Genomic DNA, 15,304 nt, shown 5'->3' with positions numbered 1-15,304 from the left:
CCGGGAGGAGCTTTGGTCCCATGCTGAAAGCCGTTTTCCGATTGACCGCCGCCCTTGCCGTGACGACGCTTGTCGCCTCGGCTGCGGCTGCCGCCGAATTTACCGTCGAACCCGTGACCGTGACCGAGATGAAGGCCGTTTTCGGCCGGGTGGAAAGCCGGATCGTGGTGCCGGCGCGCGCCCGGATCGGCGGCGTTGTCGAGGACGTTCGGGTCGGCGAGGGCGATAATGTCGCCAAGGGCGACACCATCGCGGTGATCGTCGACGACAAGATCGCGCTCGAACTCAAGGCTGCCGATGCGAGGCTCGAGGCTTTGAATTCGCAGCTCGCGAACGCACGCACCGAACTCGATCGCGCCCAGCAGTTGCGCACCTCCGGCTCCGGCACCCAGGCCCGTCTCGATCAGGCCACGATGCAGTTCGACGTCGCCACCAATCAGGTTGCTGCCGCCATTGCCGAAAAGGCGGTCGTGGAGCAGCGCGCCAAGGAGGGCGAGGTTCTGGCGCCGGCAACGGGCAGGGTGCTGACCGTGCCGGTAACGCTGGGCTCGGTCGTGATGGCGGGCGAGAATGTCGCCCGCATCGCGCCGGGGCCGTACTATCTGCGCCTGTCGCTGCCGGAGCGGCATGCGGCCGAAATCGTCGAGGGCGCCGAGGTGCAGGTCGGCGAGCGTGATCTTGTGCGCGGGGCAGGCGAGCTGCCGGCCGTCAGCACCGGGCGCATCAGCAAGGTATATCCGGAAATCGCCGATGGCCGCGTGATCGCCGATGTCGAGATCGAGAGCGTCGGCGATTATTTCGTCAACGAGCGCACGCTGGTGTCGATCCCGGTCGGCAAGCGGGCAGCCCTCGTCGTGCCCCCGGAAGCCGTCAAGACCGTGCACGGCGTCGACTATGTGCGGATCGCGACAGCGGACGGCGAGATGGATGTCGTGGTCGTTCTCGGCGAGATCGTGCGCGACAATGACGCGGAACGGATCGAGGTCCTGTCCGGCCTGCGCGCCGGTGATCGGGTTGTGCTGCCATGAAGCTCGGTATCGCAGGCGGGCTCACCCGCACCTTCATCACGTCGCCACTCACGCCGCTGCTGCTGCTGGCCGCGATTGCGCTTGGCCTGATCGCGCTCGTCTCGCTGCCGCGCGAGGAGGAGCCGCAGATTTCGGTGCCGATGGTCGACATTCATGTCAACGCCAACGGGCTGAAGGCCGAGGACGCCGTCAAGCTCGTCACCGAGCCGCTGGAAACCATCGTTAAGAGCATTGACGGCGTCGAGCATGTCTATTCGCAGACGGATGACGACGGCGCGCTCGTCACCGCCCGTTTCGAGGTCGGCACCAACGCCGATACCGCGATATTACGGGTGCATGAGAAAATCCGCGCCAATATGGACCGTATTCCGGTCGGCGTCCCGGAGCCGCTGATCGTCGGTCGCGGCATCGACGACGTGGCCGCGGTCGTCGTTACGCTCAGGCCGACGCCTGAGGCCGCCGGGCGCTGGACGGAAAACGACCTGACCCGGCTTGCCCGCGAACTGCAGGTGGAAGTCTCCAAACTGCCGGATATCGGGCTCACCTATATTGTCGGCGAACAGCCCGAACAGTTCCGCGTGGAGCCGGATCCCGAGCGCCTGTCGCTGTTCGGCATCACGCTGCAGCAGCTCGCCGCCAAGGTGCAGGGCGCCAATCGGTCCTTCCGGGTCGGCACCATCCGCGAGGATGGCGGCCAGCTTCCCGTCGTCGCCGGCCAGACGCTGCAGTCCTTGCCCGAGATCGGCAATCTGCTGCTGACGGCGCGCGACGGCCGCCCGGTCTATGTTCGCGACGTCGCCGATGTGGTACTGGCGACATCGCCGGCCGAACACCGCGTCACCGATATCCGCCGCACCGATGACGGGCTGGATCGCGCTGCCGCCGTCTCATTGGCGATTGCCAAGCGTCCCGGCACCAATGCGGTGGTGATCGCCGAGGAGATCGTGCACCGGCTGGAGCAGGTGCGCGGCCAGATTTTCCCCGCCGATGTGGAAATGACGGTCACGCGCAATTACGGCGAGACCGCCAACGAGAAGGCCAACGAGCTGCTGTTCCATCTGGCGCTTGCGACCGTTTCGATCGTCGTGCTCGTGGGCATCGCCATCGGCTGGCGCGAGGCGCTGGTGGTCGCGGTCGTCATTCCGACGACCATTCTTCTGACCTTCTTCGCCTCGTGGATCATGGGTTACACGATCAACCGCGTCTCGCTGTTTGCGCTGATCTTTTCCATCGGCATCCTGGTCGATGACGCCATCGTGGTGATCGAAAACATTGCCCGCCACTGGGCGATGCAGGATGACCGCTCGCGCGTTCAGTCGGCGATCGATGCCGTTGCCGAGGTGGGCAATCCCACCATCGTCGCCACGCTGACGGTGATCGCGGCCCTGCTGCCGATGATGTTCGTCTCGGGCATGATGGGCCCCTATATGAGCCCGATCCCCGCCAATGCCTCGGCGGCCATGCTGTTCTCGTTCTTCGTCGCCGTCATTCTGACGCCGTGGCTGATGATCAAGCTCGGCGGCAAGGCGGTAGCTCATGGCGATGGCGCTGCCCACGGTGCTGCCGGCGGCGGCCGTCTCGGCCGGTTCTATGTCGCGGTCGCGCGGCCTGTCCTGAAAAGCCGGGCGCGGGCGTGGACCTTCATCATCCTGGTGGCGCTGGCGACGTTTGCCTCGCTTGCGCTGTTCTACACCAAGGATGTCACGGTCAAGCTGCTGCCCTTCGACAACAAGTCCGACCTCCAGGTCGTGCTCGACCTGCCGAAAGGCGCTTCCGTCGAGGACACCGACCGGGCGCTGCAATCGGTTGTCGACAGGCTTGCGGAGATGCCAGAAATCGTCTCCTTCCAGACCTATGCCGGCACCGCCGCGCCCTTCGATTTCAACGGGCTGGTACGCCATTATTACCTGAGGGCCAATCCCGAGCAGGGGCAGGTCGCCGTCAACCTGTTGCCAAAGGGCGATCGCGACCGGGCGAGCCACGCCATCGCGCTCGACATGCGCGAACGGCTCGACGGCCTCGACCTGCCGCAGGGCACGGTGGTGAAGGTGGTGGAGCCGCCGCCCGGCCCGCCGGTCATGGGGACGCTGCTTGCCGAGATCTACGGCCCGGACCCCGAGACACGGCGCGCTGTGGCGGACAAGGTGCGCGAGGCTTTCGAAAGCGTGCCCTTCATCGTCGATCTTGACGACAGCTATCACAACCGGCCGGAACGGATGCGGGTTGCCATCGATCAGGACAATCTCGAATATTACCGGGTCGAACAATCGGATGTCTACGACACGCTCAGCTATCTCTATGGCGGGGCAACGGTCGGCTATTCGCATCGCGGCGACGGGCGTCAGCCGATCCCGATCCGGCTTGCGCTGCCGAAGGAGCACGACACGCTCGATGAACGCGCGCTCTCGACCCCGGTGCCGGCCAATGCGCTGCCGGGCGGGCGCGGCGTGGTCGAACTTGGCGATGTCGTCAGCGTCACGCAGGAACCCGCATCCTATCCGGTGTTCCGCCACAATGGCCGCGCCGCCGAAATGGTGATGGCCGAGCTCGCCGGTGCGTATGAGGCGCCGATCTACGGCATGCTGGCGGTGCAGGATGCGATCGATGCCATGGACTGGGGCGATCTGCCGAAGCCGGACATCGTCCTCCACGGCCAGCCCGACGACGAGACCCATCCGACGCTGCTCTGGGACGGCGAATGGGAGGTGACCTGGGTGACCTTCCGCGACATGGGCGCCGCCTTCATGGTGGCGATCATCGGGATTTATATCCTTGTCGTCGCCCAGTTCGGCTCGTTCAAGCTGCCGCTCGTGATCCTGACGCCGATCCCGCTGACCTTCATCGGTATTCTCGGCGGTCACTGGCTGTTCGGCGCGCCGTTCACCGCGACCTCGATGATCGGCTTCATCGCGCTTGCGGGCATCATCGTGCGCAACTCGATCCTGCTGGTCGATTTCATCCGCCATGCGCGCACGCCTGGCAGACCGCTGATCGACGTGCTTCTCGAAGCCGGCGCGATCCGCTTCAAGCCGATCCTGCTCACCGCGCTTGCCGCGATGATCGGGGCCGCCGTGATCCTGACCGACCCGATCTTCCAGGGGCTGGCGATCTCGCTGCTGTTCGGCCTTGCCTCCTCCACGGCGCTGACCGTGCTGATCATTCCGGCGATCTACGTCGTGCTGCGGGGAGACGGGCGGGAGAGTGCCGCTGCGAGCCCTGAAGGCTCAGCATCGGCATAGGCGTTAATCCGGGCCGGCGCTACATCGCCGGTCCGGAATGTCCGCCAAAGATATCGATGAGCTTCGCCCGCATCGTGTCCATCCCCGTTTCCGGCGCGTCCGGGGCCGGGATCATGCCGGGGGTGAAGCCATCCGCCTCGAAGTGTTCGATGAGGGGGGCATCCCGGCTGATGACATGCACCGGAACCGCCCGCGATGCCTCGGGTCCCGTGACGACCGGCGCCGGCTGATGGTCGCCGAGAACGATGAAGACGGCGTCGTCGCCGAAGCGGGCGATGTAATCGCCGACCGTCTGCAGCGAATAGTCGATGGTTCGGATATAGTGATCGCGGATATCGTCTCGGTTCGACCACACTTCCTGCGGTGATTTTCCGCTTTCCGCCTGACTGTCGAACACCGTGCCGTCGCCGACATCGTTCCAGTCGATCAGGCTCGGCACCGGCGTCCATGGCGCATGGCTTGAGATCAGCGCGATTTCCGCCATCAGCGGTTTGCCCTCGGCACGGGCGGGCTGGCGCACCAAGCGATCAAACGCCGATAGCGTGTATTGATCCGGCATGGTGATCCAGTTGAAGGGCTTGCCGAGATAGCCGAGATCGCCCGACGCGAAAACCTCGTCATAGCCGTAATAGGCGGCTTCCGGCCAGTCCATGGTGATTGCCGGCATGACCGCAGCCGTGCGCCATCCGGCCTGGCGGAACAGGTTGTTCAGGCTTTGCCGGTCGCTGATCATCAGCCGGTCGTAGCGGGCCTGGCTGTCGGTCCACAGGCCGGAGAGAAACGTGCCATGGGCAAGCCAGCTCAAGCCGCCCATGGTGGGCGAGACCAGCCAGTCGGACGCAGAGGAGAAGCCCGCTTCGGTGAGTTCGGCTTCGACATTGTCGAGCCTCGGCACCGTCACCGGACTGTAGAGCGGATCTTCCACGGCGCTGCGCCCGTAGGATTCGATGAAGACGAGAATGACGTCGCGGCCCCTGATCGCGCCAAACAGATCGTTTCTGGAACCGATCTCGTCAGCGGCGGCCAGATCGCGCTCGAACCGCTGCATATCCGCGACCGATTTCTGCACCAGCGCCAGCCGGTTGCCGAGATAGGCGACGGCCTTCATCTCCGCCCGCACAGGGGTCTCGACGAACTGGAGCGCGGTCCCGATGGCTAGCAGGGTGAGCGCAACGATCACCGGTCCGCGCTTTTGCGCCTTGCTCAGTCTTATCAGCCGCCGTTCCGCCCCGAAGTAAAGCGCGAGAAGGCCGATAAAGCCCGTAAGGACCGCCCCGATCGCGACGCCTGCCTTCCAAGCGCCCAGCGTTCCGGAAAAAACATTCCAGCCATCGGCCAGCATCTTCATGTCGAGATAGGGGTTGAACCGCCGCTGGAAGGCAGATTGCACGCCGATATCGGCGATCTTCAGGAACAGCAGCGTGAAGATGGCCAACGCAAACAGGACGGCCAGCACGGTCGCGATCCGTCGCGGCAGCACCAGCAGCGCCAGCACCATGATGGGAACTTCCAGCTGAAACCGCAGGAAAGCGGCGCCGTAGAACGCGCCCGGGTGATCCGGCAGGATCAGCGCGGCAAAGCTGAGGATGACGAAAAATACGAACGCGATCCAGCCCGCGCGGGATGAGACGGTTCGCCCCTTGTCAGGCCTGTCGCTTGTTGTCATCAAACCATCACCGCGCACCATACGTTACATTGAGATGCGGCGCGCGCAATTTCTGCCCGCATGTTGCGAAGGACCAGAGCTTGAACAAACTTGCCGCCGTTTCGGTTATCGCCTGTCTGGCGCTGCTTGCCGGGCTCATCGCTCTGACCGGCCCGGAACGTCTGGTGGCGGCCTTGCGCGATGTGCCGCCCGCCCTCGTTATTCTGTCGCTCGCATTGGTGCAGGTGCAGATCATAGCGTCGGCCTACCGCTGGCGGTTCACGGCCAAAAGGCTCGGACAGGAGATCGGTCTCGGCCTTGCCATTCGCGAATACTACATCAGCAGCGCGCTTAATCTGGTCCTGCCGGGCGGCATGGCGGGCGATGCCGTGCGGGCCTATCGCAGCCGGATGGAGGGCGTTGGCGGCTGGAAGCGGCCGGCGGCGGCGGTGTTTCTGGAAAGACTGTCCGGCCAGATCGCCTTTTTCGCCCTGAGTTGCATCGGTCTTCTGGCCTGGCCCCTGTTCCTGAGCGAACGCCTGCCGGATCAGGCCGATGCGCTGATATGGGGCGTCAGCGCGGTTGTCATCGTCGGCATTGTGATTGCCGCCGTGTTCTGGGCGGAATGGCTGCCGCAGCGCTTCCGCGCCGTGGGGGCGGATATTGCCGCCGTGTTCTGGAAAGACCGGGCGTTTGTGGTGCAGGGCGGCCTCAGCGTGTTGATCGTCTGCGGCTATATCGCGGTATTCCTGATCGCGTCGCGCGCGGTCGGCGCGCCCTTGCCGGCGATCGCGGCCGTCACAGCCATTCCGCTTTGTCTGATGACCATGCTTATTCCCGCCGGCATCGGCGGCTGGGGCACGCGCGAGGCCGCCGCCGCCGCACTCTGGCCGCTCTTCGGCTTCACCAGCGCCGAGGGCGTGGCCGCAAGCCTGCTTTATGGGGTGATATCGCTGGCGGGCGCTGCCGTGCCCGGCGGCATATCGTTTGCCGTTTCGCTCTACCGGGGCAGGATCGCCAAATCCTGAGACGGGCGACCTCATGACCGGCTCTTGCGCAGCAGATAGAGGATGTCGGCCGCGAATGAATAGGCCAGCAGAGCCAGCGCGATGAGCGCCGCCGCCGTCGAGACCGGCGGGACGATCGTCGGCACGAGGATGACACACAGCGTTGCCACCTGAACCACGCAGATCAGCTTCCGGCGAAATGACGGGGGCAGGGGCTCACCCAGCGCCGGCATGAAATATTGCGCGCCGACGAAGAGATAGCGCATCAGCCCGATCAAAAGCACCCACCAACCGGCCTTGCCCAGCAGCAGCGCCGCCTCCGACAGGACCAGTATGAGCAGCGCATCGACCTCCATGTCGAAACGGGCGCCAAGGGCGGATTCCTGGCCGAAGCGTCGGGCGAGATAGCCATCGAAGCCATCGAGGACGAAGGCCGCCACCACGAGCGCGATCAGGATCCAGACCGCCGAATGCTCGTCCATGTCTGCGGCGAAAAACACGAAGGCCGTCACCAGGCTGACGATCGCCGTCCGGATCGCGGTGATCGCGTTGGCCGCGCCGAAAGACCTGTGCGGGTGATAGGGCAGGGCGCTGAGAACGACGGTGAAGATCGCAAACAGCAGCAACGCCGCGAACATCACCGCCCAGCGTCCGAGCATCAGGTGCGGGCCCAGCATCTGATAGAAAACCAGCGCGGCGACGAACACGACGCCCAGCACCAGAAACGCGCTGGCTTTGAGGTGCGGCGGCGGTGCGGGGCTCGGCTTGTCGGTCATGCGGCTCTCGGGGTTATTTCGTTGCCGCGAGCATTTCGGGGTCGAATATGTGATCGGCCTTCGACGCCTTTGTGCGCAGGTAATTCAGGTTCTCCGCGGTGATCTTGCCATGAGTCGGCATCCGCCCCACCACCTTTATGCCCGCGGCATTGATCGCCGCGATCTTGGTCGGGTTGTTGGTGTGCAGAACGACGCTTGAGATGCCCAGCAGCCGCAGGATCGCGATCGCCGCCTCGTAGCGGCGATGGTCGGGCTCGAGACCGAGCTCGGCGTCGGCATCGATCGTGTCGAGGCCCTGGTGCTGATAGCCATAGGCCCGCATCTTGGAGCCGATGCCGGTGCCGCGACCTTCCTGATCGAGATAGATCAGCACGCCGCCGCCTGCCGCCCTCAGATTGGCGAGGCCGTTGCGCAACTGGTCGCCGCAATCGCACTTCAGCGAGCCGCACAGGTCGCCGGTGAGGCATGAGGAGTGAATGCGCACGGACACCGGACGGCTGAAATCCGGATCTCCGACGATGATTGCGATCTGATCCTTCTGCGCAAGCCCGCCGCGAAACACCGCAAACTGCGCATCGCCGAGGTCTTTGAGCGGAACCCGCGTGCGCACGACCTCGGTGAAGTCCTGGCGGGCGTGCCTGGTATCGGAAAGGTGGGCGCAGTCGAGCCTGTGGCAGGCTTCGAAACGATCCTCGATACCCTTGATTTCCGTGCATACCATGGCCGGCAGCAGCAGCGCCATGCGCGCCAGCTCCGCGGCGGCCGACATGGCCGGATCGGCCTCACGCCATTCTCCCGGGGCTTTGGCATCCAGGGCATAGGAAAGCCTCGCCGCGGCATCGAACGACATCCCTTCGGCGGGCACGGCGATGCCGAGGCTCGATGAAATGCCCAGGCAATGGGCCCGCTGCGCCGTGACGAACAGCGCGTGACGATCCTCACTTGCGGCCGCGAAGGCATCATAGGTCTCCGGCGCGGCGCAATCGAGCGCCAGCACGGCATGCTTTTCCTTGCCACTCTCCAGAATGACCGGGCGCCCGAAGCGCAGTTCGGCGACGGCCCGTTCGATCTCCATTGCCGGGGTGCAAACTCGAAAACTGAACCTATCCATCTGTTCCTGCGTTGATCTGCTATGTTGCACGCGTATGATTCCGCCGCCTGGCGGCATCATCGTTTTGTCACAAAACCATCGACTCGTCCCGGTTCACAAACGGGCAGAGCGTCGAAGTCATTGGAACCTAATACGTAATTAGCGCGTAAGTGGATTGGTTCCAGTCGCACGCTGCGACTGGACTTTAACAAAAAAGTGTTCGCCGGAAGGAGCGTCGAAAATTGAAGGGAAGTTTTGGCGATGATGACCGCGCGGGCCACACGGCGCGGGCGCTCTGGTTTCCGGCGTCGCGGACCTGCGCGTTGCAAGTGGAACAACTCGGCGCGGTCAACGAGGGTTCGGTAATGCTCAGGACGCTTTTCAGCGGCATCAGCCGGGGCACGGAATCACTGGTTTTCAACGGTCTGGTTCCTGAAAGCGAGCGCGATCGCATGCGCGGACCGCACATGGCGGGCGTTTTCCCGTTTCCGGTGAAATATGGCTATGCGCTGGTGGGTCGCGTGGAGACCGGGCCGGAACATCTGGCCGGCCGCAACGTCTTTTGCCTGCACCCGCATCAAAGCGCGGCCATCGTGGCCGAAGCCATGGTCACGCCGCTACCAGGATCGCTGCCGCCCGAACGCGCCATCCTGGCAGCCAATATGGAGACGGCGCTCAACATTGTCTGGGATGCCGGAATCATGCCCGGCGACCGGGTGGCGGTGTTCGGCGCGGGCGTTGTCGGCGCGCTGAGTGCCTTCCTCGCCACCGCGATCATCGGCACGGACGTCGTGCTGGTCGACCGCAATCCGGCGCGGCCGACGCTTGCCGAGAGGCTCGGCGTGACCTTTGCCGAGAGCGGTGCGCTTGACGGCGAATTCGATGTGCTGATCAACGCCTCGGCCTCCGGCGAAGCGCTCGCGGAGGCGCTGGATCACGCGGGCTTCGAGGCCCGGATTGTCGAGGCGAGCTGGTACGGCGACAGAAAATTGACGCTGCCGCTCGGCGGGGCCTTCCATTCGCAGCGGCTGTCGATCGTCGGTTCGCAGGTCGGCGCGCTGCCGCCCGCTCGACGCGCCCGCTGGACCTTTGCCCGTCGTCTGGCCAAGGCGATTGCCCTGCTTGAAGACGACCGCCTCGATGCGCTGATCTCCGGCGAGACCGCGTTTGAGGACATCGCGGCGGCCTATCCCGACATCATCGATGATCCGGAAACGCTCTGCCACCGTATCCGATACTAAAAAGAGAGAAGCCATGTTTGCAGTCGAAGTTCGCGATCACATCATGATCGCCCACAGCCTCCCCCGACCCGTATTCGGTCCTGCCCAGGGCATGCACGGTGCCACATTCGTGGTCGATGCCGCCTTCTTCACCGAGGATGTCGATGATGACGGCCTTGCCGTCGATATCGGTGCGGCGACCGAAACGCTTGCCGAAGTGCTGAAGCCGCTCAACTATCAGAATCTGGACGAAGTCGAAGCCTTCAACGGCAAGATTTCGACCACCGAGGTGATCGCGAAACATATCTTCGACCGGCTCGCTGCGGCCGTCGGCGAGAAAAAGCTCGGGCCGGGCAGCCACCGCATTGCGAAAATCCGGGTGACGCTCCATGAATCCCATGCCGCCCGCGGCTGGTATGAGGGCGCGCTTTGACGGCCAAGCTTGTCTTTGCCTATCCCGGCGATCTCTCAACCAGAACCGGCGGCTATGGTTATGACCGACGGATGATTGCGGGTCTGGAGACGCTTGGCTGGGACGTGGAATTGCTGGCGCTTGGCGATGGCTTTCCGCATCCCGCTTCGGCGGTGAAGCAGAACGCCGAACGTCTGCTCTCGGCTCTGCCGGACGGGGCGCTGGTGATGATAGACGGGCTCGCCTTCGGCATTCTGGACGGCTGGGCGGCCCGCGAGTCCGCCCGTTTGAGAATTGTCGCTCTGGTCCACCATCCGCTGGCGCTTGAAACCGGGCTCGACGCCGACCTGCAGGCGGTTCTGCAAGAGAGCGAGCACAAGGCGCTTTCCCTTGCCCGCCATATCGTCGTGACATCGCCCGAGACCGGGCGGGAGGTTGAAAGCCGGTTCGCGATACCGCCGGACGACATCACCGTCGCGCTTCCCGGCACGGACCCCGCGCCGGTATCAGCCTGCGATGGCGATCCGCCGCATATTGTCTCCGTCGGCTCGCTGATCCCGCGCAAGGCGCATGATGTGCTGGTCGACGCCCTGAAGCTGATCGAAGACCTTCCCTGGAGAGCGACCATTGCCGGCAGCCGGGATATGGACGCGCCGACCGCGCGGGCGCTCGAACGGCAGATCGCCGCGCTTGGGCTCCACGACAGAATTCTGCTGGCCGGCGACTGCGACGACACCCGCGCGCTGCTTGCCAGCGCCGATATATTCGCGCTTGCCAGCCGCTACGAGGGATATGGCATGGTGTTCGCCGAGGCGCTGTCGCAGGGCGTGCCCGTGATTGCCTGCCGCGCCGGCGCCATTCCCGACGTGGTGCCGCCGGACGCCGGCATTCTGGTGCCCGTCGATGACAGCGCGGGTTTTGCCGAAGCCCTTGAAAAGATGATCACAGACAAGGCGTTTCACGCCGAAATGGCGGCAGCGGCCCGGCGCGCGGGCGAGAGATTGCCGGGATGGGATGATACGGCGCGCACCATTTCCGAGTCTCTGGAGGCGATCGCATGAGCGGCTTTGAAACCGAATGGCTGACGCTGCGCGAACCGGCGGACAAAGCCGCCCGCGCCCAGGCTCTGATCGACAAGCTGTCGCGCTATCTGCAGGCCATGCCAGCGCCGGCGATTGTCGATATCGGCTGCGGCACGGGCTCGACATGGCGCTGTCTGAAAGGCCATGTGCCGGAAGGCACAAGCTGGCTGCTGCTTGACCATGACCCGCTTCTGCTCGAGCAGGCGGAGAACACTATCGGTGGCGAGGCGGCGGTCGCCTTCAGTCAGTTCGACCTCAACCACCTTGAGCAATTGCCGCTGGAAGGCGTTTCGGTGGTGACGGCCTCGGCCCTGTTCGATCTGGTTTCGGAAGACTTCTGTGTAGCTTTCAGTGATCGAATCGTAGCTCAAGGCTGCGGTCTTTATGCGGCGCTGAACTATGACGGCATCATACGCTGGACGCATCGTCATCCGCTCGATGACGATATGGTCGAGGCCTTCAACCGCCACCAGAAGACCGACAAGGGCTTCGGCACGGCGCTCGGGCCCGGGGCAAGCCCCTGTCTGCATCTTTTGCTGGAAGACGGAGGATACCAGGTCGATGTGATGAAGAGCCCATGGTTGCTGGACGGAAAGGACGCGGCGCTGCAGAAGGCCTTTCTGTCAGGATTTCGTCGGCCCTTGCTGGAAATGTCGATGCATGGCGAGGCCGAGATCGAGGACTGGCTCGCCTTCCGCATGGCCGCCATAGCCGCGCCGGAAAGCCGCTGCGAGATCGGTCACACCGATCTCATTGCCCTGCCGGTCTGACAAGTGGCTTGAGCGGGCAATCGAACAGGATGTCGCTCCCCAGACTGTAGATCTGTGCCTCTGGCCGGAGCGCGCTCGAAAGGCGCTCGACCGGGGAGAGGGAAATTCCGCTCGGGCCCGATCCGATGATCAGCGGCGAAACGGCGACATGAAGCCGGTCCACCAACCCGGCCTCGATGAAGCGGGCAATCGTGCGCGCCCCGCCCTCGACCAGCACGCGATGCAGGCCAAGTCCGGAAAGCGCCTTCAGCATCTCCTGCGGCGAAAGCCCGTTTTTCTCTGGGCGAAGCGGGATGATTTCGGCATTCCGAAGATCGTTGCGGCGGGCCTCGGCGCTCTGGAAAACGATCACCCGCGCGCCGCCGTCATGGAAAAGGCCCTCAGATCCGCTTAGCCGCGCATGGCAATCAATGACCACGCGCGCCGGGTCCGGCCCGTCGACGAGGCGCACGGAAAGGCGCGGATCGTCGCAACTGACGGTGTTCTCCCCGACAATCACGGCATCAACCAGGGCGCGACATCGATGCAGATGCGCGAGACCCTCCGGTCCCGAAATATCGCGCGCGTCTCCCGAAGGCGTCGCCACCCGCCCGTCCAGCGACTGGCCGACCTGCGCCAGAACGAATCGCCCCGAGGCGGCGGCGATGGGCCCGTAGAGCGTGCCTTCGGGCCCCGGCGGCGGCGCGCTGCCTTCGCGCACTGCAAGGAGCCGCCGCCAGGTTTCGTCGCTCATATTGATCGGGTTTACTGTCACGGCGTCCTGGGTGCTTGTCAGCTTGCAAACAGCGCCTTGATGCCGCGCATCGGCTGCACGCCCTCGCGCATGGCGAACTGGCGCAGCGGCGGCACGGCGGAGAGCACGTAGAGCCCGGCAGAGCGCGCGAGCTGCGCCGGCAGGAAATCCGCCAGCAGCGAGCGGTTCAGAAGGTCCACGCTTGCCGTCCGGCTCCAGACATCGGATTTGCGCAGGAAGTCATAACGCTCGCCGGTGCGTGACGAGATGGTCGAGCCGTCAATGCCGTCCAGCATGCGGGAAAGCCGCATGATGTCGCGCAGGCTGAGGTTCAGCCCCTGCGCGCCGATTGGTGGAAAGGCGTGGGCTGCCTCGCCGACAAGCGTCATCCGGCCCTTGCCGAAACGGTTGGCGACCAGCGAGGAGAGCGGCCACTTCTGCACCGAGCCGTCGATTTTCACCGCGCCCAGCAGGAATTGCATGCGCTCCTCGATCGCCGCGGCGATTTCCTCCGGCGGTCGTTCAACCATAGCCTCCGCATCTGCCGATGCCATGACCCAGACGAGGCTCGAACGGTTGGCCTCCGGCAGCGGCACCTGGGTGAAGGGGCCGCCGCGGGTGTGGAACTCAGTCGAGATATCGCCGTGCGGCAGGCCGTGCTCGAAATTCAGGACGACGGCGGACTGTTTGTAGCTCCATTGGCGGGTGCCGATATCCGCGCTCTCGCGCACCTTGGACTTGCGGCCATCTGCGCCGACGACCAGCGCTGCATTGAGGCTTTCGCCCGAGGCGAGCGTGATCGCGACCGCGTCCTTGCCGATGTCGATATCGCTTGCCGCTTCCTGAAAGTGGGTGATGTTGGCCTCGTTCTCGACGGCTTGCGAAAGCTTTGCCACCAGAACGCTGTTCGGAATATTGTAGCCGAAGGCCTCCAGATCGATCTCGGCGGAGCGGAAGCTGACGGTCGGCGCGCGCAGCAGGCGGCCGGTGCCATCGATGATCCGCATGGTCTTGAGCGGGGCCGCCCCGGGCTTGATATCCTTCCACAGGCCCAGCCGGTTGATGAAGGCGATGGAGTGGTCCATGAGCGCGGTGGTGCGGTGGTCGCCGCTGCTTTGGGCGGGCGCCACCAGCGCGACGTCGCGTCCCGCACGCGCCAGCGCCAGGGCCGTAATCATACCGGCGGGTCCGCCGCCGATCACTGCAATTTCATGCACCGCCATAATCGAGCCTCGTCATTTGTTGTGATACCGATATAATGCGGCAAGGCTGTTTCTGCTGCGAAAAATTCTGGAAAGCCAAGATTTTTTTCGCAGGACGCATCGATCTGGTGCATTCTGGACTGAAATTCGGTAGGCATGCCGGATTGTCCGGCGGAACAGGCCGGCAACGCACGACGCAGCAAACGGATATCGAATGGGATTGTTCAGTCAGCGAAAAGTGCCATACGCGGAAATCCGGGCGTTTTCCGTTCACATACTGACGGCCTCAGGCTCGTTCCTGGCGTTTCTCGGCGTCGTGGCCGCCGCCGAGGGGCGATTCGTCTCGATGTTCTGGTGGCTGGGGCTGGCGCTGCTCGTCGACGGCATTGACGGACCGATCGCCCGGCGGCTGAGGGTTTCCGAAGTGCTGCCGAGCTGGTCCGGCGTCATGCTCGACAACATCATCGACTATGTCACCTATGTCCTACTTCCGGCCTTTGCGCTCTATCAGTCGCATATGATCGGGGAGCCGCTGTCCTTCGTTGCCGCCGCGCTGATCGTGGTTTCCAGCGCGATCTATTACGCCGATAGCGGCATGAAGACCGGCGAGAACTTCTTCTCGGGCTTCCCGGTGGTCTGGAACATGGTGGTGTTCTCGTTTTTCGTCATTCAGCCGTCCTCGCTCGTGGCGATGGCGATCGTGCTTTTGTCGGTGGGGCTCACCTTCGCGCCCGTGCAGTTCCTGCATCCCGTCCGCGTCAAGCGTCTGAGGCCGCTCAATCTGACCGTCTTCGGCATCTGGTGCGCGACCGGGTTCTATGCGCTGCTTGCGTCCTTTGACGCGCCGAAACTGATCGAGGCGCTGTTCGTCGCCAGCGGCATCTATCTCTATGTCATCGGCGCGGTATTGCAGTTCCTGCCCAAGCTCGGCGCGCGAGGTGCGGAAACGCGCGCCGAATTCTGAACGAAGAATCTGTTTGCGGAGCGGCCAAAACCGTTGCGCATCGACCGGGGTTTGTGCTTCATTTATACGCAGGGCAGGGGAAGTCCTAATTTTTAGTCAATCCATGGCGGGCAGGGCGCGCATATCGCGTCCGGGT

At 64.2% G+C, this 15,304-nt stretch carries 13 protein-coding genes; 8 read left to right on the top strand and 5 right to left on the bottom strand.

Annotated features, from left to right (window positions below; translation table 11 throughout):
• Window positions 1–20: 20 nt before the first annotated feature.
• Together Mame_RS15800 and Mame_RS15795 are read left to right on the top strand one after the other, a co-directional pair.
• Window positions 21–1,028 carry an efflux RND transporter periplasmic adaptor subunit gene (locus Mame_RS15800; RefSeq protein WP_018064141.1) on the top strand — a complete coding sequence of 336 codons (1,008 nt, stop codon included), beginning with the start codon at window positions 21–23 and terminating at the stop codon, window positions 1,026–1,028.
• A complete protein-coding gene (locus Mame_RS15795) occupies window positions 1,025–4,267 on the top strand; it encodes an efflux RND transporter permease subunit (RefSeq protein WP_018064140.1) in 3,243 nt (1,080 codons plus the stop codon). The genes Mame_RS15800 and Mame_RS15795 overlap by 4 nt, the downstream gene beginning before the upstream one ends.
• A 19-nt stretch (window positions 4,268–4,286) precedes the next feature.
• Here the strand turns inward: Mame_RS15795 and Mame_RS15790 are convergent, their stop codons facing one another.
• The gene (locus Mame_RS15790; protein ID WP_155122129.1) at window positions 4,287–5,933 is read right to left on the bottom strand and encodes a sulfatase-like hydrolase/transferase; all 1,647 of its coding nucleotides are present in this window, start codon (window positions 5,931–5,933) and stop codon (window positions 4,287–4,289) included.
• A gap of 80 nt (window positions 5,934–6,013) precedes the next feature.
• Here Mame_RS15790 and Mame_RS15785 point away from each other — a divergent pair, with 80 nt between their 5' ends.
• Window positions 6,014–6,940 (top strand): lysylphosphatidylglycerol synthase transmembrane domain-containing protein, encoded by a 927-nt coding sequence (locus tag Mame_RS15785; protein ID WP_235726805.1) that lies wholly within the window; start codon window positions 6,014–6,016, stop codon window positions 6,938–6,940.
• 11 nt (window positions 6,941–6,951) lie between these two features.
• Here the strand turns inward: Mame_RS15785 and Mame_RS15780 are convergent, their stop codons facing one another.
• Both Mame_RS15780 and ribA read right to left on the bottom strand, forming a co-directional pair.
• A complete protein-coding gene (locus tag Mame_RS15780) occupies window positions 6,952–7,695 on the bottom strand; it encodes a CDP-alcohol phosphatidyltransferase family protein (RefSeq protein WP_018064137.1) in 744 nt (247 codons plus the stop codon).
• Between the two features lie 13 nt (window positions 7,696–7,708).
• Window positions 7,709–8,770: a GTP cyclohydrolase II RibA gene (gene ribA / locus Mame_RS15775; RefSeq protein ID WP_018064136.1), complete on the bottom strand. Its 1,062-nt coding sequence runs from the start codon at window positions 8,768–8,770 to the stop codon at window positions 7,709–7,711.
• Between the two features lie 257 nt (window positions 8,771–9,027).
• Between ribA and Mame_RS15770 the strand changes: the two genes are divergently transcribed.
• The 4 genes from Mame_RS15770 to Mame_RS15755 are packed head-to-tail and all read left to right on the top strand — an operon-like array spanning window position 9,028 to window position 12,269.
• Window positions 9,028–10,026 carry a zinc-dependent alcohol dehydrogenase gene (locus tag Mame_RS15770; protein WP_018064135.1) on the top strand — a complete coding sequence of 333 codons (999 nt, stop codon included), beginning with the start codon at window positions 9,028–9,030 and terminating at the stop codon, window positions 10,024–10,026.
• A 13-nt stretch (window positions 10,027–10,039) separates the two neighbouring features.
• Complete coding sequence (locus Mame_RS15765; protein ID WP_018064134.1) at window positions 10,040–10,438, top strand: 6-pyruvoyl trahydropterin synthase family protein; 399 nt, start codon at window positions 10,040–10,042, stop codon at window positions 10,436–10,438.
• Window positions 10,435–11,478, top strand: coding sequence for a glycosyltransferase family 4 protein (locus tag Mame_RS15760; protein WP_018064133.1), 1,044 nt, complete (start codon window positions 10,435–10,437; stop codon window positions 11,476–11,478). The genes Mame_RS15765 and Mame_RS15760 overlap by 4 nt, the downstream gene beginning before the upstream one ends.
• Window positions 11,475–12,269 (top strand): methyltransferase domain-containing protein, encoded by a 795-nt coding sequence (locus tag Mame_RS15755; RefSeq protein ID WP_018064132.1) that lies wholly within the window; start codon window positions 11,475–11,477, stop codon window positions 12,267–12,269. Before Mame_RS15760 ends, Mame_RS15755 begins: the two co-directional genes overlap by 4 nt.
• On the opposite strand, the gene Mame_RS15750 is transcribed toward Mame_RS15755, so the two are convergent.
• Complete coding sequence (locus tag Mame_RS15750; RefSeq protein ID WP_235726804.1) at window positions 12,250–13,023, bottom strand: RibD family protein; 774 nt, start codon at window positions 13,021–13,023, stop codon at window positions 12,250–12,252. The two genes, Mame_RS15755 and Mame_RS15750, sit on opposite strands and share 20 nt — an antisense overlap.
• A 17-nt stretch (window positions 13,024–13,040) precedes the next feature.
• Entirely contained in the window at window positions 13,041–14,225 is a 1,185-nt protein-coding gene (locus tag Mame_RS15745) for a UbiH/UbiF family hydroxylase (protein ID WP_018064130.1), read from the bottom strand.
• A gap of 193 nt (window positions 14,226–14,418) precedes the next feature.
• Between Mame_RS15745 and pcsA the strand changes: the two genes are divergently transcribed.
• Entirely contained in the window at window positions 14,419–15,168 is a 750-nt protein-coding gene (gene pcsA / locus Mame_RS15740; RefSeq protein WP_026173358.1) for a phosphatidylcholine synthase, read from the top strand.
• Window positions 15,169–15,304 lie beyond the last annotated feature (136 nt).

This window comes from Martelella mediterranea DSM 17316 (genome assembly GCF_002043005.1).
GTDB lineage: Bacteria > Pseudomonadota > Alphaproteobacteria > Rhizobiales > Rhizobiaceae > Martelella > Martelella mediterranea.
The sequence above is the reverse complement of the archived record's forward strand: the minus strand, read 5'-3'. Positions and strand labels throughout refer to the sequence as shown.